The organism is Mucilaginibacter sp. SG564, from assembly GCF_013149275.1.
GTDB lineage: Bacteria > Bacteroidota > Bacteroidia > Sphingobacteriales > Sphingobacteriaceae > Mucilaginibacter.
In genome coordinates, this window is the sequence record NZ_JABGNA010000013.1 from 128,672 (window position 1) to 147,266 (window position 18,595).

13 protein-coding genes are annotated in these 18,595 nt (G+C 44.0%); 10 read left to right on the top strand and 3 right to left on the bottom strand.

Annotated elements, in window-relative coordinates:
* The first annotated feature begins 107 nt into the window (after window positions 1-107).
* Window positions 108-611: a DinB family protein gene (locus FHW89_RS24530; protein WP_172337694.1), complete on the top strand. Its 504-nt coding sequence runs from the start codon at window positions 108-110 to the stop codon at window positions 609-611.
* Between the two features lie 62 nt (window positions 612-673).
* Here the strand turns inward: FHW89_RS24530 and FHW89_RS24535 are convergent, their stop codons facing one another.
* Entirely contained in the window at window positions 674-2,176 is a 1,503-nt protein-coding gene (locus FHW89_RS24535) for an RtcB family protein (protein WP_172337695.1), read from the bottom strand.
* A 111-nt stretch (window positions 2,177-2,287) separates the two neighbouring features.
* Here FHW89_RS24535 and FHW89_RS24540 point away from each other — a divergent pair, with 111 nt between their 5' ends.
* Window positions 2,288-3,349, top strand: coding sequence for a YafY family protein (locus FHW89_RS24540; protein ID WP_172337696.1), 1,062 nt, complete (start codon window positions 2,288-2,290; stop codon window positions 3,347-3,349).
* A gap of 31 nt (window positions 3,350-3,380) precedes the next feature.
* Window positions 3,381-5,003 (top strand): rhomboid family intramembrane serine protease, encoded by a 1,623-nt coding sequence (locus FHW89_RS24545; RefSeq protein WP_172337697.1) that lies wholly within the window; start codon window positions 3,381-3,383, stop codon window positions 5,001-5,003.
* Here FHW89_RS24545 and FHW89_RS24550 read toward each other — a convergent pair.
* Complete coding sequence (locus tag FHW89_RS24550; protein ID WP_172337698.1) at window positions 5,000-6,805, bottom strand: cytochrome-c peroxidase; 1,806 nt, start codon at window positions 6,803-6,805, stop codon at window positions 5,000-5,002. The genes FHW89_RS24545 and FHW89_RS24550 overlap by 4 nt on opposite strands.
* 127 nt (window positions 6,806-6,932) lie before the next feature.
* Window positions 6,933-8,297, bottom strand: coding sequence for an acid phosphatase (gene acpA, locus FHW89_RS24555; RefSeq protein WP_172337699.1), 1,365 nt, complete (start codon window positions 8,295-8,297; stop codon window positions 6,933-6,935).
* Window positions 8,298-8,939: 642 nt separating this feature from the next.
* Here acpA and FHW89_RS24560 point away from each other — a divergent pair.
* The 7 genes from FHW89_RS24560 to FHW89_RS24590 all read left to right on the top strand — a co-directional run bounded on the left by FHW89_RS24560 (window position 8,940) and on the right by FHW89_RS24590 (window position 18,582).
* Window positions 8,940-12,080, top strand: coding sequence for a TonB-dependent receptor (locus tag FHW89_RS24560; RefSeq protein WP_172337700.1), 3,141 nt, complete (start codon window positions 8,940-8,942; stop codon window positions 12,078-12,080).
* A gap of 11 nt (window positions 12,081-12,091) precedes the next feature.
* The gene (locus tag FHW89_RS24565) at window positions 12,092-13,909 is read left to right on the top strand and encodes a RagB/SusD family nutrient uptake outer membrane protein (protein ID WP_172337701.1); all 1,818 of its coding nucleotides are present in this window, start codon (window positions 12,092-12,094) and stop codon (window positions 13,907-13,909) included.
* Between the two features lie 18 nt (window positions 13,910-13,927).
* Window positions 13,928-14,635, top strand: coding sequence for a DUF3823 domain-containing protein (locus FHW89_RS24570; RefSeq protein ID WP_172337702.1), 708 nt, complete (start codon window positions 13,928-13,930; stop codon window positions 14,633-14,635).
* Between the two features lie 17 nt (window positions 14,636-14,652).
* Entirely contained in the window at window positions 14,653-15,288 is a 636-nt protein-coding gene (locus FHW89_RS24575) for a hypothetical protein (RefSeq protein ID WP_172337703.1), read from the top strand.
* Window positions 15,289-15,377: 89 nt separating this feature from the next.
* On the top strand, window positions 15,378-16,367 hold the full coding sequence (locus FHW89_RS24580) for a family 43 glycosylhydrolase (protein ID WP_172337704.1): 990 nt from the start codon (window positions 15,378-15,380) through the stop codon (window positions 16,365-16,367).
* Entirely contained in the window at window positions 16,364-17,236 is an 873-nt protein-coding gene (locus FHW89_RS24585) for a DUF1080 domain-containing protein (RefSeq protein ID WP_172337705.1), read from the top strand. Before FHW89_RS24580 ends, FHW89_RS24585 begins: the two co-directional genes overlap by 4 nt.
* A gap of 41 nt (window positions 17,237-17,277) precedes the next feature.
* Window positions 17,278-18,582: a glycoside hydrolase family 71/99-like protein gene (locus FHW89_RS24590; RefSeq protein ID WP_216650686.1), complete on the top strand. Its 1,305-nt coding sequence runs from the start codon at window positions 17,278-17,280 to the stop codon at window positions 18,580-18,582.
* Window positions 18,583-18,595 lie beyond the last annotated feature (13 nt).

The window sequence follows — 18,595 nt, forward strand, 5'->3', positions numbered from 1 at the left end:
TATTGCCTATTCTTTGTCGTGCTTACATCCCTGCCAATTAAATAAAGGATTGTAATTTTATATATTGATTTACCGTAGCGACAATAATTCACATCATCCTTATAATTATGATAACCACCATCACCACAGCATTGGAAAATACAAGGCAGGATCTGTTGCACACCATTTCAGGTTTCACCCAGGAGCAATTTAACAGTATACCTTTTAAAAATAGCTGGACCGCGGGCCAGGTAGCAGAGCATATTGTCAAATTCTCATCGGGCGGGGCAGAAATTTTGGAGGCTCCTGGTACCGATACGCAGCGCAATCCGGAAGAAAAGGTTGAACCTTTGCGTGATCTTTTCCTGAATTTCGATATTAAAATGACCGCGCCTGATTTTATACAGCCGTCAAGCACCCCTAAAGACAAAGGAGCTATTTTACGATCGCTTGAAAATGGTTTCGATCCCATGATCAGTCTGTCAAAAACTACAGATCTGACCCTGACTTATCCGGACTTTGAACTACCCCAATACGGCACTCTGACCCGTTTGGAGTGGCTGTATTTTATTTGTTTTCATACCCAAAGACATATACACCAAATGAAAAATATCCGGAAGTATTTAAACTAAACCATTGCTGGTCTGGTTTAAATATCCGGATGTTGGATTATTTAGCATAATATCCTTTGCCTCTAATCCTCCGGCTTTTCCCTCGGATCGGCCATCCTCACAATGCGGGGCTCAAATTTGGCCAGCACTTCCACCAGGTCGGTTTGGGCGGCCATCACGGTATGGATGTCCTTATAGGCCATCGGTGCTTCATCCACATCTGAGCCCATGAGCGTGATACGTTTATCTACCAGGTTGGCGGCTACCGCGGCACGGTCGATAGTTTTAAAAGCCGCGCTACGGCTCATCAATCGCCCTGCTCCATGTGAGGCAGAATTGATAGAGCGCACATCGCCCTTACCGCGCACCACAAACCCGGGTGTACTCATACTACCGGGAATAATTCCCAGCACGCCTTCTCCCGCAGGAGTTGCACCTTTTCGGTGTACCATCACTTCGGTACCATCGGCCAGCTGCTCTTTCCAGGCAAAGTTATGGTGGTTCTCGATGCGGGTAAGTGGTGTTAAGTTGAGCGCTTTGGCTATTTTGTTATGGATCTCGTGATGGTTAGCGCTGGCATATTCGCCGGCCAGGTTCATCGCAATCCAATATTCCTGTCCTTCATCCTTATCCAGGTCGAGCCAGGCCAGGTGTTTGGCCTCGGGCGGTAACTTGGTTTTGCTCATAGCAATTTTGGAGTAATGATCGGCAATGCTACCACCAAAACCACGTGATCCGGAGTGCGAAAGCAGAGCCAGATAATTACCTGCGGGTATACCTTCCAAAGCACCATCAGCCAGGGTAAGTTCACCCCACTCCACAAAGTGGTTACCAGTGCCAGATGTGCCCAACTGGGCGTATGCCTTGTCTTTCAGCATACGGATCACTTTGGTTTCGCCCCAGGTACGGCTATCAAACAGGGAGCTATCATAATGTACCTTAGTAGTACAACCCATACCAAAATGGGTATGTTCGCTCAGTAAACCTTTTAATTTATCCGTCTCTGTATCCACTGCGGTAGCCGGCAGATCAAAAATGCTCAGGCACATACGGCAGGCAATATCTACGCCAACGGCAAAAGGGATAATGGTATTGGCCGTTGTAGCCAGCACCCCACCAATAGGTAAGCCATAACCCTGGTGGGCATCGGGCATCAAGGCACCGGCAACCGCTATGGGTAATTTAACCGCCGTTTTCATCTGCGCCAGGGCGCCTACTTCAATATGTTCTAAACCATAAACCGGAAAATCGGCTATTTCTGTTTTTAAGGTATGTACGGTACGCTGTTGCTTCATGAACTTGCCTTCTTTACGCAAGTCGACAACACTTTCGGCCAGATTTTTAAATTTACCGCCTTTTTTCATGGCGTATGGGATCGGATCATCGATCAATGCCTCCAGATTGGCCAATATGGTGGCTTTATCCATAACACCATATTTCAACAGTCCGTTGGCTACCCGGCTAAAGTTCTCTAATATTTTAACGTCGTTAATACCCAGGGCTTTTAACTCGTTGTTGCTTACTTTTTCTTTTTGCCCCACGGCCCCCTGAAGGGGGAGGTTATGAGCCTCATTTTCTTTTCTCATGATACAAAGTAAAACACCTACTGCGCAACGTATTTGCGCAGTAAAAAATAAAATCATAATTTTCTAAAATAATTCCGAATTCGAACATCTGATATCCGAAATAACAAAGCTATGCCTGTAAATCGCAATGCCCTTATCCGTTACCGTACTATTGATGGTTGCCTGCAAAATCGTCAAAAAAAATGGACGCTCGACGATCTGATAGATGCCTGTGCCGATGCGCTTTATGAATACCAGGGGATAGACAGTGGTGTGAGCCGCCGTACCGTACAGGCCGATATCGAGATGATGCGCAGCAATAAACTGGGCTACGAAGCACCGATCATCGTTACGGATAAAAAATATTATACTTATGCCGATAAGGGCTATAGCATCACCAATATCCCACTTAACCAGCAGGATATGCAGGTATTGGGCGAAGTATCTGACCTGCTGAAGCAGTTCAAAGGCTTTAATCATTTTACCGATCTGAACGAAATGGTGAGCAAGCTGGAAGACAAGATCTATACCCAGAAAACACAGAGCGCGCCGGTAATTGATTTCGAAAAAAATGACAACCTGAAAGGGTTAGACTGGATAGAGACTATACGTAGAGCCATTGTGGCCCGCAAAACGATGGCTGTAACTTATCAATCATTCAAGGCCAGGGCAGCCAGTACCTTTTGCTTTAGCGGGTATTTATTAAAAGAGTACCGCAACCGCTGGTTTGTACTGGGCAGATCACATAACCGTTATTCACCGCTTTTAACGCTGGCGCTCGACCGTATACAGGCTATCGAAGACCATGAAGATACCTATCGTGAAAATAAGGACATCGACCTGGCTACCTATTATAATGATGTACTGGGTGTTACCAAAAGTCTGGGACAACGTGATAATTTGATAGTATTTTGGATAGATGTAGCCAACGCTCCTTACGTAATAACTAAACCCCTTCATCACACCCAGAAGCTATTAAAGGAAGATGAAACCGGCAAAATATTCAGCATTAAAGTGATCATGAACTTTGAGCTGGAGCGTGAACTGCTGGGTTTTGGCGCAAAAATGAAAGTATTAAGTCCGCGGTTACTGGTTAAACAGATCAGGCAGCAATTGCAAAAAACGTTAGATCATTATAAAGTTCCCAATCCCGAATTTGCGCATGAGGATGATGGAGAAACCTCAGAACGATAAATAACCTTAACCAATACTTTCGCAATTTACTATGACTAATTTTTTAACGAAGCTAAAGCTCATCTACCTGCCTTATCTCATTGTCTCCTTGCTGGTGATCAGCACCTATTCGTTCTTAAACTGGTTGTTGATTATACGTCTGGACTTGATATTATTGAACCAGGAGGTAGTTAACCTTTGGATACCTATAGGCATAGGAACTTTAGCCGTAGCAATATGGTTAAGACCCCGTATAAAGTTATTATTATTAAAAGACAAGCGGGATAACCTGCCTTTTTTATACAATTTTGCCGCTGCAATAGCCATTATAGCGCCTACTATAATTGCTCAGGAATATCTTATTACCGCTACGGGTAAATTAACAAGCTTACAAACCATTGAACAGATCGATCTCCACCATTTAACTAAGTATTATAATTTAACCAAACACTTTATTGATAAGCAGCATGCTGCAGCTTATGTTCGAAGTGAGGTAACCGGAAGAAATAGCGAGCATCTTGAATTCTTTATTGACGTTGTTTGCCCTATCCGCAATGATTCGATCAACAAAACCGACCAGCCTGTAGCCTGGCTTGGAACAGAATATCGGAAGGGGGTGAGCAATAATATTAGTCGTGATGAAAAGGAGAGCGCCTACAAAGAATTTACTAAAGCAACAGAAGATGAATTTAAAAATCAAGACCTTAACTACTTCACTTATCTTGACAGAATTGGCTATACCAGTAAACAGCGCGGATTCATAGCTGCAATTAAAACTTCTAAAATATATAAAGGCAATGGAGACCATCTGATTATTATGGAGGCCCAAACAATACCTTTTGAAGACCGGAACGGAGATAAATTACAATGGATATTTTACTCATTTGGAATAGGCGCGAGTATCTGGCTCATCATGATAGCCATTCCAAAACTCAACATGGCGACGTTAAAAAAGTACACCCCTCGTAGCTGGCAAACCGACGTAACTGCGTTTTTCAAACCATTTACTGGTATAAGGTGGCGCAATTTGGGGGTCATCTCTATATTGATCGGTATAAATGTCCTCATCTTTATCATCATGGTTTTCGCTGGCCTGGGTGTCATATCTTTTGATACAGCCGACTTGTACAAATGGGGAGCCAATTATGGTCCTGCTATAAAAAGTGGGGAATGGTGGCGGCTTATTACATGCATGTTTTTACATGCAGGGCTAATGCACCTGCTAATGAACATGTTTGGTTTAATATTGGTTGCTGCTTTTTTAAAATCGCTGCTAGGTAATTTAAAAATGGGGATAGCTTATTTTATATGTGGACTGTTGGCAAGTCTTACGAGTATTTGGTGGCAGCCGTCTATTATAGGTATTGGTGCATCGGGCGCTATATTTGGATTATATGGAGTTGCCATAGCCCTGCTAACAACCAATAAAACCGGTAAAGGAAATAAAAAAGGCGTTTTGCTCAGTTTTCTATTTTTCATAGGAGTTAATTTGCTGTTCGGCCTGGTTGGCAATACAGATAATGCAGCACACATCGGCGGATTAGTATCAGGATTGATCATGGGTTATATCCTATATTTCTTTATAGAGGCACCTAAACCACCAAGAAAAAGACGAATAAAAATAAAACAGGAAATAATAACCCCGGATACCGGGCAATCCACTGAACCGGTTTAATACCTGCTATCCAAACTTTTGATAAATGCGATAATATCCTTGCTTTCTTTTGCGTTAAGGTTCAGTTTATTAAAAGGCAGGGTCTGATTATCAATTTTTATACCCAGACCGGTACCACCACCCTTGTTGTAAAAATCCATCACCTCGTCAAGCGTTTTGAACGCACCATTATGCATATATGGAGCAGTACGCGAAGCATTACGTACTGTGGTTACTTTAAAAGCATGCTTAAACGAGGGTGTTTGTACTATATTAAACCGCCCCAGATCATTATCTATCACATGCGCCGTTGCCGATTTGGGCACACCGATAACTTCGCTTTCCATTTTCATGAATCGCGGCGGGAGCGTACCATTAAACAAAGGCATATAGTGGCAGGTACCACATTTGGCTTTACCCATAAACAGGTTAAAACCATGCAGTTCATCTTTGGTCATGACGCTATTATCGCCACGCATGTAGTTATCAAACCGGCTGTTTAAAAGGGTAAGACTGCGCACATAAGAGCCGATGGCGTTCATTACCTCAAGCGTATCTATAGTAGTCCGTTTGTTTGTGGGATAGGCTTTGGCAAAAAGTTGCCTGTACGTTTTATTCTGCCATAAGCGTTTGGCGGCTACACCCATCGAGCCATGCATTTCATCGGGGTTTTGTACTACATTACTTACCTGATCTTCCAGCGTATTAGCGCGCAGATCATAAAACTGTGATGGCTGCAAACCGGCGTTTAATAAAGTAGGCGTATTTCGTTTCAACGGTTGTTTACTACTAAGCGCCGTATTTTTGACAAGTCCGTCTGTAAAAGCTTTTTCAGGTTGATGGCAGGAGCGGCAACTTCTGGTTCCAGTGCCTGATAATACCGGGTCGGAAAACAACATTTTGCCCAATAACACCTTTTGTGGGGTTGATACCGCATCATTATTGGGCGCGTAGGCATTTACATCAAAGGCATTAACCTCAAACAGTGTCCTGGCATCCTGGCTCAGTAAACGATTGTACCTGATCACGTGGATATTTAAGTGCTGTTCCAGATCGGCAATACTGCGACTGATGGGGTTGCCATAATGCGTTATAAATTCGGCCCGGTTAAAATTATCAAAACCCGTGTGCGTTTGCAGGTAGGCTACTGCTGCTGAAATTTGCGATGATAACTTTTTTGACTGTTCATCATTGCCCGCATAATACTTTAACGCGCTTTGAATACCTTCTAAACCAACGGCGCTTTCGGCCATGCTTTTCTGTGTTAGCGGATCATCAAACCCGGCTATACCGAGCGTCAATATCCGAAATACTTCGAGCCGGGAAGCATCAAATACCTGCCCATCAAGAATATCAATATTGCCAAAATAGGTTTTGTATCTATTACAGCCATTTTGCAGGGTTTTAAGTTGCTTTATCAGCTCCTTTTGTTTAGAGGTATCATATTTTGGGAACAGATACGCCTCAATTACCTGTAATCCTGCCGGCTCAAATACCTGCCCGCTCCCCACCTCTACTTCAGGTACCGGCGCCCCATTCATAGCTCTTGCGGTGGCCACATCAAAATATTCGGTGGCCCATTCTACTTTTTTATACCGGAGCCTGGCTTGCAAAAACAATTGTTGCAGTTGTTTTTCATTGGGCGACTTGCTTTCGGCCGCTGCCTGTAATTTATTTTTCAAAAAAACAGAAAGATCATTTACCTGTATCAGCAAATCCTGCGCTATGGCCTTAGCTGGAGTTCGCTTTTCTTTTCCGTTTGAAAAAAACGCATAACCTATTACGACGATAAGTATCCCTCCTATAAAAACAACTTTCCTCATGCGCAATAGTAGCTATGCCTGTAAATCACCTTCAAAACCAGGACTTGATAAAAAAGTACAGGGGCAGTCCTATCGAACTGTCCCCTGATTAAATATTATTTTATGGATCGTTGTACCTATTCTATAGTTAAAACTCAAACGCGTTAAGCATAGGGTTGGCATTTTTGTCGCGATCATTAAGTGGCTGTAAGCTCCATCTTTTTTCAATAAACGACAGGATACTGATAGTTTCATATTGCGTATGATCAACATATCCTTTTTTAGCAAATGGCGAAATGATCAGCGTAGGCACACGTGTGCCAGGTCCCCATTTTTTATCAATTACCGGTGGAGCCACATGATCCCAGAAACCACCGTTTTCATCATAAGTAATAATGATCACCGCGTCTTTACCGTTAGGCCCGTTTAATACATTGTTTATCAGCTCAACAGTATGATTTTCCCCGGCCAATACCGTAGAGTAGCCCGGGTGTTCGTTAAAATCGCCCAGTGGTTTTACGAATGATACGCTTGGTAAAGTACCCGCTTTGGCCGCAGCAATAAATTCAGTTTCATCTTTCAGATGGTCTTTTTTCAACTGGGTTCCATCTGCATAATTTTTAAAGAAAGCGAATGGCTGGTGGTGGAACTGAAAATTTGCGTCGGGCTTACCAGCCAGGGCATTATCCCAGCCGCCTGAATACCAAACCCATGAAACATTTTTGTCATTTAATCTATCGCCGATAGTGGCCGAGGTTTGGTTAGGCACCAGGGTTTCGGGCTTAGCACTTGCCGGGTGTGGCGCGTTAACTGTATAGCTTGTGTTTACTACAAAGCCGTCAGGCGTAACGGCACCATCGGTAATTACATTGCCTGCACCATCCAACTTAGCTACCATACTGACCGGAGCATTAGGAAATACCGGACTTGCCGCAGCAATAAGCCATTGATGATTTAAAAATGATCCGCCAAATGCACTATGAAAAAAATTATCACACAGGGTATATTTTTGGGCCATGCCCAGCAATGGCAATAAGCTGGTTTTATAATAACCCATAGTCAAACCTGCGGTATTGTTATACAGGGCAAACTTATCCATCTTACCACCATCTATTTGCATTTGTTCCTGGTAGTAGCGGTGTAAAACATCCGGTGTTTCGGTACCCGATGGCACATACTGATCGATATTGAAATAATTATTGGGCAAATTGGTAGGGAAAGCACTGCTACCCGGGATGGCGGGCAATGTGGTGTACGCCTTTCCATTGGCATCTAATTGGATGATATTAGAAGCCGTAGCGTTTGATAAACCATTGGCGCCTGCAAACTGTCCGTATAGGTTATCAAAACTGTGGTTCTCCAGGTAAATAACTACCACGTGACCTACCTTGTTGATATCCGGAGTAGGGTTACTTTTGTTTTTGCAGCTGATAAAGGCTGCGCTAATTGCCACAATACCAATGGTCGGAATTAATAGTGCACCTATTTTTAAATAGCGTGAGTTGCTTTTCATGATGGAGATGACGGGTTTTATGTTTGTTAAATTTTTCCCGCCGCAAAAAACAACCTTAGCATCAATTGAACATTAGTTTAAAATAATCATTGTGTTAAGATAAAATCCCTCTCTGAATATTTACAAAAAGACTAATCAAAGTAATAAACAGATATTTACCCAAAGTGTAAATCCTCAATTATCAACTTGATATTTAATTTGCCGTTTCCTGTTCAATAACATTTTCAGAAACCTATTCTTTATCCAACACGCCATTTACCAATTACCCCCATATTAATCGTTCGGCCATTTAAACTTAACACTACCGGGACATATCGATAACTTTCATTGAATCAGTACATAATATAAATAATGTATCGATTGATGATTTTATTACAATCGATTGCAATAAAATTTAAAACAAGGCCCATATTAATCAATTATTTATCTTTTATTAATCATCCGCTATTGTTTTGTATGCAATTATAAACCAGTTGTACTCCACTTTTACCAACCCACCGGTAATGAGTTAGTGTACCCGATTAACCGATATAACCATGAATCACTATCAACCGTACCCGCCGTAGGTGTGCTGCCGCATTACACCTATTACCTTAACCAGGTAACCAATCAATTTAAACTTAATCATTAACGAGAAACAGTATGAAAAAACTTAAATACTCACTTATAATACTTCTTCTTTTCCCGCTTAGTTTGTTAGCCCAGCAAATTTCCATCAGCGGAAAAGTAATTGACTTAACCGATGGGTCGACACTTCCGGGGGTAAGTGTAAAAATTAAAGAAACAACCACGGGAGCCATTACCGATGTAGGCGGGAAATTTCAACTCAACGTTCCCAATACCGACGCTATTCTACAGGTATCATTTCTTGGTTATGTAACACAAGAAGTAGCGGTTAAAGACATTAAAGGTGGTACTATAGCCTTAAAAAGTACCAGCAAAAGTCTGGATGAAGTTGTTGTTGTAGGTTACGGTGTGCAAAAAAGGGCCACCATAACCGGCTCTATAGCTACACTGCAAAGCAAAGAGATTGTTACCACCAAAAATGAGAGTGTGATCAATATGCTAACCGGTAAAATACCGGGTGTACGTATTGTTCAAACAACCGCCGAGCCGGGCTCGTATGCCAATAACCTAAATATCAGGGGTTATCAAAGCGCTCCATTAATTGTAATTGATGGGATCATTGGCGGCGACCAATCGACCATTGGCAGAATGGACCCTAATGAAATTGAAAGCATCTCGGTATTGAAGGATGCTGCCGCGTCTATATATGGTATGCGGGCCGCCGGTGGCGCTATACTGATCACTACCAAAAAAGGATCAAAAAATGGGAAGATCAATATTAATTATTCTGTTAACGACGCGATACAAACATTTTTGGGCATGCCAGAGGGTGTAAACGCGGTGGATTATATGATGCTGACCAATGAAAAGGTTAAACGCGATTTTGCTAATAATTTCATATCCAATGTTACTCCTCAATTTTCCTATGCCGATATCCAGCCTTACCTAAATGGAACTCGCAAAACGGCCGATTGGGTGGATATGGTTTTCAGGAAAACAGCCAATCAGATACAGCACAATTTAAATATTGATGGAGGGAGCGATAAAATAAGCTACTTCTTCAATTTTGGGTATCAAAAACAAGACGGTGTTTTTAAAACAGGCGATCTGAATTACAACAAATATAATTTTCGCTCAAACGTTACCGCCAGCATAACAAAAGGGCTTAAAGCGCAGATACTAACATCGGCCTGGATGGATGAAAAGAACCAACCTTATACCGATGAATGGACCGTTTACAAATATACCTGGAACCAAATACCAACGCACCAGATATATGCCAACGATAATCCCTTATACCCTGCTGTAATGGATGATAATATGAACCCATCCATCATCACTGATGCCGACAAAGTAGGTTCAAAAAGATTCAGAAATAAAAATCTTACAAGTCAGTTGAATTTAACATACGATATACCTGGTATAGAGGGTTTAAGCGCTAAAGCTTTGTTCAATATTGATTATGGCACTGCTGATAATAACCAGATCAAAAGGTCATTTTCCTTATATACTTACAACGCGGCCAGCGATACCTATATACCAAGTTTGGTTAATTCGCCGGCAGGTATAACCCGTTCTTATTATACCCACTTTAACACCCTGGCCCAGGTAACGTTAAACTATTCGCACACGTTTCTGGAAGACCATCACATAACAGCCATGGCTACCTATGAGCAAAGCCATGAAACCGCCGATAACTTTAATGCCTACAGAGATATCGAGATCCCTGTTGATTATTTATTCGGAGGTTTACAAAACTCTAATATGTCTGGCGGTATGGATGCAGGGGCTCTGCAGGATCGTGCGCACAAAAGTATTATCGGCAGGTTCAATTATGATTACAAAGGCAAGTACCTGGCCGAGTTCAGTTTCCGTCGCGATGGTAATAACCTGTATCAGCCCGGATCAGATCAATGGGGATTTTTCCCTGGCGGATCAGTAGGCTGGGTATTAACAAAGGAAAATTTCTTCAGGAAGCTTATTCCTGAAAATATCTTAACTAATTTAAAGATCAGAGCATCCTACGGCCAAACCGGCGATGAGGCCAACGCTCCCGCATTCAATTACGTTAACGGGTATACCTACCCTATAAATACCTATATTTTCGGTGCTGGTGCTGTTAACGGTTCTGCTCCTAAATTGGGTAACCCTGGTTTAACCTGGTCTGTAAACACCATCAAAAACATCGCGATGGATTTCAGCCTGTTCGGCGGAAAAATAGATGGAACCATTGAGGTTTTCAGAAACGACAGGACCGGATTGCCAGCTCAACCTTCTGTAGCCCTACCCGGAACTGTAGGTGCAGATGTACCACAGATCAATTATAACAGCGACAGGGTACAGGGTCTTGACTTTAACCTGGCCTACCGTACCACATTTGGAAAGGTTGGCTTAAACCTCGCGGGCAACATTGGTACCACCCGCTTAAAAGCGCTGAACGTTCTTCGGGGCAAATCGGGTAACGAGTACTTAAACTGGAAGGAAAACCAAACCAACAGGTATCAGAATGTTTGGTGGGGACCTGAATATGCAGGGCAATTTACCAGCTACAACCAGATATACAACTACGGTGTTAACACTGGCGGGGGTAACAATAACGTTGTACCGGGCGATTATTACTATAAGGACTGGAACAATGATGGCGTGATAGACGATAAAGACAGTCACCCTATTGCCACTACTGATATCCCTTTGTATAACTACGGCCTTACCATAGGCTTAAGTTATAAAGGCTTTGATATGAATATGCTTTTACAAGGAGCCGCGGGTGTTTACGTTCAGTATGGTGAGCAATTTGCATCGCCGCTGATGTACGGCCGAAGCGCCCTTACACGCTTCCTTGATAGCTGGCACACAGCAGATCCATATGCCAATGTTTTCGATCCTAATACAGTTTGGGTACCAGGATTTTACCCGGCAATGGGTTCGCCCGATGCACAAGGCACAAAAGCAATCCAAAATGCCAGCTACCTGCGTGTAAAATCATTGGAATTTGGGTATTCGTTATCGCCAAACGCGCTGAAAGCCCTCGGTATAAAAAAATTAAGAGTATATGTGAACAGTTACAACCTGTTAACCTTCACCGGACTAAAGAATTACGATCCGGAGCATCAGGGACCTAATCCAAGAGATAATAACAATTTCGGCATAGCCCTGGGAGGATACACCTACCCAATGAACAGGACCTTTAATCTGGGTGCTAATGTTTCCTTTTAAACTATTGACACATGAAAAGTATAAACAAATTAATCATAGCCATCTCTATCACCGTTGGAGCTACCGTAACTTCCTGCCAGAAGTTGAACATCCCGCCAACCAACATATTTACTCCTGATGTTATATATAGCAGCGAGGCGGGTGTTAAGTCGTTTTTAGCAACCATATACCAGAACTTACCTATCGAGGACTTCAAATACAGGCCGGATCAGGGCTTTAAAACCGGGAGTAACGATTGGGAGAACTTTTATAATTCGGCCGGGGTGACAGGCGAAGAAGTAGGCCCATGGGGTGGTGTGGATATTGCCGGTGGTTTCGGGTACTGGCCTTATGGCGATATCCGGAATGTGAACATCCTGATATCTGAACTGCCTAAACACGTAGCTACACTAACCCAGCCTACTGTAAACGCGCTTTTGGGCGAAGCTCACTTTTTACGGGCCTACTATTATTTTGGCCTGGCCAAGCGTTATGGCGGGGTGCCGCTGATTAAAGAGCCACAGGATCCGGCTGCTCCACTGTCAACCCTTCAGGTACATCGTAATAAAGAACAGGAAACCTGGGATTTTATTGGATCTGAGTTGGATTTAGGCTACCAGATGATGCCCGAAGCCAGTGACGCCGGCAGGGCCAACAAGTATGCAGCAATCGCCTTAAAATCAAGGGTAATGTTATATGCTGCTTGTATAGCCAAATATGGTTCTGTAAATTTTGTTGACGGCCCGGCACGCGCCGCAGGATTGGTAGGTATTCCGGCCGATCAGGCAACTAAATACTTCCAGGCCGCTTATGATGCCGCCAAAACATTGGAAGGCCATTACTCGCTTTACAATGCCAACTCAGACAAGGTGCAGAACTATGTTGATCTGTTCCTGAAAAGTGGAAGCCCCGAAAACATTTTCATCAAACAGTACTCCATCGCTAATCATACCGCGCATAGCTGGGATGCTACCATGTCGCCACGGTATATGACGGCCAACGCGCTTTCTCGCTCCTATCCAACATTGGATCTGGTACAGCTTTGGGGAAACTTGTCGGTAACCAATGATGACGGAACTCCAAAACGATTTGATAACCGTGCCGACTTAATGCAGGGTCTTGAACCCCGCTTATTGGCTACCGTTTATTTCCCCGGCGCTACTTTAAGAGGACTTACTTTTGATATGCAGCGCGGCATCTACCCATCTTTTAGCGGCACCGCTGCTGCCGAAGTAGCCAAACAGCCCAACTCACGCTCATACGTACTTGCTGGCGATACCAAAACCTTGTATCAGGGCAGGCAGATCATCGGCTTTACCGGCCCATGGACCGGTGGCGACGAGTTAACCCGCACAGGTTTTTATGTACGCAAGTATGTGGATTACAACAAACCACAAGCAGCGGTTGACCTGAACAGAAGCGAACAACCCTGGATCGATCTGCGTTATGGCGAAATATTGCTGAATCGCGCTGAAGCCGCGATAGAATTAGGCAACACTACAGACGCCCTAACCTCTATCAACCAACTCCGGACAAGGGCAGGCGCTACACTTTATTCATCAATAGATCTGACCAAGGTGCGTAACGAGCGCCGTATGGAGCTTGCTTTCGAAAATCAATACTATTGGGACCTGAAAAGATGGCGCACTGCCGATGTGGTGCTTGATCGCGCGCATTTTAAAGGTCTGATGCCTTATTACGTATTCAACGAAAATAAATACATTTTTCTGGCCGAGCCAGAGCTGTTTAACCGGGAATATACCTTCCAGAAACAATTTTATTACGAAGGTATCCCGGGTGGCGAAATCGGCAAAAACCCTAACCTGCTTCCTAACAACCCTAACTATTAAGCATTAAAAATTTTAAATATGAAAAAGCTAATTAGCAATTTTTTAGTGGTCGCAGCTATTCTTACCATCTCTGCTTGTACAAAAACAGATAACTATGATGGGCCTAATGCCTCATTCCAGGGCAATATCCTTTCATCTGCGGGTGGTAATTTACAAACATCCAGTGGTAGCACACAGATCAAGTTACAACAGATAGGCTGGACAACGCCGCAAACCATCCCCAGTAAATTTGATGGCACATTTGAAGATACCAAGCTGTTTAAAAGCGCATATAAAGTGGTACCAACCAACGGCGCTTTCTGGCCGGTAACCGATACCATTGTAGTAAATATTGCTCAAGGTACCAAGCATGATTTTACGGTTACCCCATATATCATTATCAAAAACCTGACTACAAGTTTAAGCGGTACAACCTTAACCATCAAGTATAATATCACCGCGCCTATTGCTGCTGGTTTACCAACTATTAAGGACACACAGCCTTATGTTAACACCACAAAACTGGTAGGTGCAGGCGCCTCTATCAGGGATTTTTCGGATGTAAACTCGGTTACCATCAACAAAAACTTCACGGATATGAGTGATGCAGACAAGTCGGTAACCTTAACTGTGCCCAACCTGCTGCCAGGCCGTACATTTTATGTACGCGTAGGGGTACGTTTAAGCGACAGCTTCAATAGCTCCAATTTTTCGGAAATAGTGCAGATAGATGTTCCTAAAAGCTAACCTAAACAAGAAAGAAAATGAAATTCACTAAAATACTGATGATCTGCACTATCGCCATGATAGGATTAGGCATGGCCGCGTGCAAAAAAGAAAAATACATTTCGCGCGATACCTCGGGCTTAAAACCACCACCGCCTGATACAACCGCTCCGCCCGATCCGTCATTGGTGGTGTTTGACAATACCGATAAAACTGATGGCTGGCAAACCGTGGGCAGCGTAAACATTGCCACATCCGGGCAAAAAGAAGGTACCGGCTATATCAAAAACACGATAACGAACGGTTCGGATTTTATGCAGTTTATCAAGGATACACCAACACCTCTGGATACCAAACTAACCGCGGCTAACGGCCAGTTCCGGTTTTGGTTTTATATATCAGATCCTACCATTATCAAAGATGGCTCTATAGAAATTACCAGTTCGGGCAAGTCTGACGATCATGAGTCGGCCTGGGATGTAGCGCCATTAGCCAAAAACTGGAAAAGTGGCTGGAATGATGTAGTACTTGATTTCTCTGTAAGCATCCCATCAAATGGCAGCGCAGACTATAGTGGTATCAATCACTTCCGGATCTTCTTTTCCACCATCAGCAAAGATCACCCGGAACTGGTTACTGGTATAGATTACCTGCGGTTCCAGGCAAAAAAATAAACTCAAAACAACCTATACCTTAATTTTTAAACTAAGTAAGACAGGAAGAAACAATCTTCCTGTCTTCTAAAAAAAGAAACTGTATAACCATGATTATAAAAAATACAATAAATACCTCAACGCGAAAAAGCAGACTCCGATCATTGGTGTGGGCCATTGGTTTAGGTGTGCTATCTATAACGCCGGTTTTAGCCCAAAACAAAGCCGATACCGCTTTGGGTAACCCCTTTATCAGATCAATGTACACTGCCGATCCATCAGCCCATGTCTGGAAGGATGGCCGTTTGTATGTATACGCCTCGCATGATATATCGCCATCACGGGGTTGCGACCTGATGGATCAGTACCACGTTTTTTCGACCGATGATATGGTACACTGGAAAGATCATGGCGAAATACTGCGTGCCAGCCAGGTATCCTGGGGGCGCCCCGAAGGTGGCTTTATGTGGGCCCCGGACTGCGCCTACAAAAACGGAACCTATTATTTCTACTTCCCACATCCCAGTGACTCCAAATGGAACGATAGCTGGAAAATTGGCGTAGCCACCAGCAAAAGTCCGGCAAGCGGCTTTAAGGTACAGGGCTACATCAAGGGCCTAAAATCCATGATCGATCCATGTGTTTTTGTTGACGATGATGGCCAGGCCTACTTTTACTATGGCGGTGGTGCCAAATGCGAAGGCGGCAAACTAAAAAGCAACATGATGGAAATTGACGGCGAAATGAAACCCATGGAAGGCCTGGAAGATTTCCACGAGGCCAGTTGGGTACACAAACGCAACGGCATTTATTACCTGTCGTACTCAGATAATCATGATGTTGCCGGTAAGCACAACCAGATGCGCTACGCCACCAGTAACAGCCCGCTGGGTCCATGGAAATCGCAGGGTGTTTATATGGACCCAACCGATAGCTTTACCAATCACGGTTCTATAGTGCAATACAAAGGGCAGTGGTATTCTTTTTATCATACCAGCGCTATCTCGCACCAGGATTGGGAAAGATCAGTTTGTGTCGACAAACTTTTTTACAACGCCGATGGTACTATTAAAAAGGTTATTCAAACTTCTAAACCATGAAAATAGCAACCGTATTCTTTATAGGTGCCTTTTTACTGGCCAATACCGCACTATCTGCACAGGAGCTCAACAGCTCCTGGACACCCCTGCTTAGCAAGGATCTTAAAAACTGGGACGTATTTATAGGCGTTCCGCATACCAGTGTTGATTTACCGGGCTATGCCAAAGGCGATGGCATGAACGGTACACCCGTAGGCCTCAACAACGATCCGCTGCATGTATTTACCATCGATGAGGTGGACGGTCAGCCTGTTTTGCATATCTCCGGTCAAATTTATGGCGGCCTGAGCACCAAAAAAGAATATGAGAACTATCACCTTAAAGTTGAATTTAAATGGGGCGAAAAAAAGTATGCCCCCCGTTTGAAGGATAAAAGAGATAACGGCATCATCTATCACGCTACCGAACCGCATGGCCAGTTCTGGAACGTTTGGATGCGCGGCCATGAGTTCCAGGTGCAGGAAGGCGACATAGGCGATTATTTTGCCCTGGTGGGTGTAGGGATGGATGCTCATGCCCGGAAAAAGGATACTTCGGCCAAATCGGGATTTATTTATGACCCTGCAGCACCCATACAACATTTAACCTCCAACAGAACACCGTCAAGCACCTGCTCGCACAGCGCCGATTACGAAAAGCCACATGGCGAATGGAACACCCTGGAGTTATACTGTTTCGGTACCAAAAGCGTACATGTGGTTAACGGGCATGTGGTACTGGTACTGGAAAATTCGCGCATATCGCCCAGCCAGGGACCTGAAACCAGTTTCCAAAAGGGCAAGATCGAGATACAATCAGAAGGGGCAGAAGCCTATTACCGTAACATCATGATCAAAAAAATCGACAAAATGCCCAATCTGAAGATGTAAATAACCAATCACCTTATTTAAACCCTATTAAGTACCGAATCATGAGAAATAATACCATCAGCAGGCTATCCATGATAGCTTTGTTTTCCATAATCAGCAGTTTTTCGATGAGCGGCTGCTCTAAAAAAACAACGGATAATAACACAACACCTCCACCCCCGGTAGTGGTGCCACCCCCAACTACCCCGGTTGACGTTACCCCTTCGCCAATAGGCGATGTGGTGGGTAAGGTTGTAGTGGGTTACCAGGGCTGGTTTGCCGCTACCGGCGACGGCTCGCCCATCAATATGTTCTGGCACTGGTCAAACGATTGGGCCAAACCGCCATCACCAACCAACAAGGCTATATACGCATGGCCTGATGTGCGCGATTATACTACCACTTTTAAAACCGATTTCGCTAATTTGAATAATGGCAGCGAGGCCCGTGTGTTTTCGTCCTATACCGATCAAACGGTTGATGTACAGTTTAAGTGGATGAAAGATTATGGTATTGACGGGGCGGCCCTGCAGCGTTTTAACCCCAGCGGTTTGGAAGGCCCGGTACGTGATGCCATGGCCGCCAAAGTAAAGATCGCGGCCGAAAAAAATGGTGTAAAATTTTACATTATGTATGATGTAAGCGGCTGGACCAACATGGCCACAGAAATGGAAACCGACTGGACCAATAAAATGTCGGCCTATACCTCCTCGCCGGCCTATGCCAAACAAAACGGTAAGCCCGTAGTGTGTATCTGGGGTTTTGGCTTCAACGATGATAACCATAATTTTTCGGCAGCAACCTGCCTGGCGGTGATCAACTGGTTTAAAAGCAAGGGCTGCTACGTGATAGGCGGTATACCTACCCACTGGCGTAAGGAGGAAAGCGACTCGCGCCCGGGCTTTCTGGCCACCTATAAAGCCTTTAATATGCTGTCGCCATGGATGGTGGGGCGTATCAGCAACGTGATCGAATCAGACAATTTTTATAATACCATTAATGTTCCGGACGAAGCTTATTGCAAGGCTAACGGCATTGATTATCAACCCTGTGTTTTGCCCGGCGATTTAAGTGCGCAGCAACGGGCTCATGGCGATTTCATGTGGCGCCAGTTTTACAATATGAAACGAGCCGGTGCCCAGGGTATTTACATCTCGATGTTTGATGAATATAACGAAAGCAACCAGATTGCCAAAACCGCCGAAAGCCAGGCCTTTGTACCAGCAGGATCGGGCTTTAAATCGCTCGACGAAGATGGTACACCCTGCTCATCTGACTATTACCTGAGGCTAACCGGCGATGGCGCTAAAATGTTCAAAGGCCAGATCGCCCTGACCACCGTAAGACCAACGGTACCTAAACCATAACTCTACAATCATC

Bases quoted from the DNA above. Each gene is read 5' to 3' on its own strand.
- FHW89_RS24530 (WP_172337694.1), top strand. From the start codon at position 108: ATGATAACCACCATCACCACAGCATTGGAAAATACAAGGCAGGATCTG.
- FHW89_RS24535 (WP_172337695.1), bottom strand. From the start codon at position 2,176: ATGAGAAAAGAAAATGAGGCTCATAACCTCCCCCTTCAGGGGGCCGTG.
- FHW89_RS24540 (WP_172337696.1), top strand. From the start codon at position 2,288: ATGCCTGTAAATCGCAATGCCCTTATCCGTTACCGTACTATTGATGGT.
- FHW89_RS24545 (WP_172337697.1), top strand. From the start codon at position 3,381: ATGACTAATTTTTTAACGAAGCTAAAGCTCATCTACCTGCCTTATCTC.
- FHW89_RS24550 (WP_172337698.1), bottom strand. From the start codon at position 6,805: ATGAGGAAAGTTGTTTTTATAGGAGGGATACTTATCGTCGTAATAGGT.
- acpA (WP_172337699.1), bottom strand. From the start codon at position 8,297: ATGAAAAGCAACTCACGCTATTTAAAAATAGGTGCACTATTAATTCCG.
- FHW89_RS24560 (WP_172337700.1), top strand. From the start codon at position 8,940: ATGAAAAAACTTAAATACTCACTTATAATACTTCTTCTTTTCCCGCTT.
- FHW89_RS24565 (WP_172337701.1), top strand. From the start codon at position 12,092: ATGAAAAGTATAAACAAATTAATCATAGCCATCTCTATCACCGTTGGA.
- FHW89_RS24570 (WP_172337702.1), top strand. From the start codon at position 13,928: ATGAAAAAGCTAATTAGCAATTTTTTAGTGGTCGCAGCTATTCTTACC.
- FHW89_RS24575 (WP_172337703.1), top strand. From the start codon at position 14,653: ATGAAATTCACTAAAATACTGATGATCTGCACTATCGCCATGATAGGA.
- FHW89_RS24580 (WP_172337704.1), top strand. From the start codon at position 15,378: ATGATTATAAAAAATACAATAAATACCTCAACGCGAAAAAGCAGACTC.
- FHW89_RS24585 (WP_172337705.1), top strand. From the start codon at position 16,364: ATGAAAATAGCAACCGTATTCTTTATAGGTGCCTTTTTACTGGCCAAT.
- FHW89_RS24590 (WP_216650686.1), top strand. From the start codon at position 17,278: ATGAGAAATAATACCATCAGCAGGCTATCCATGATAGCTTTGTTTTCC.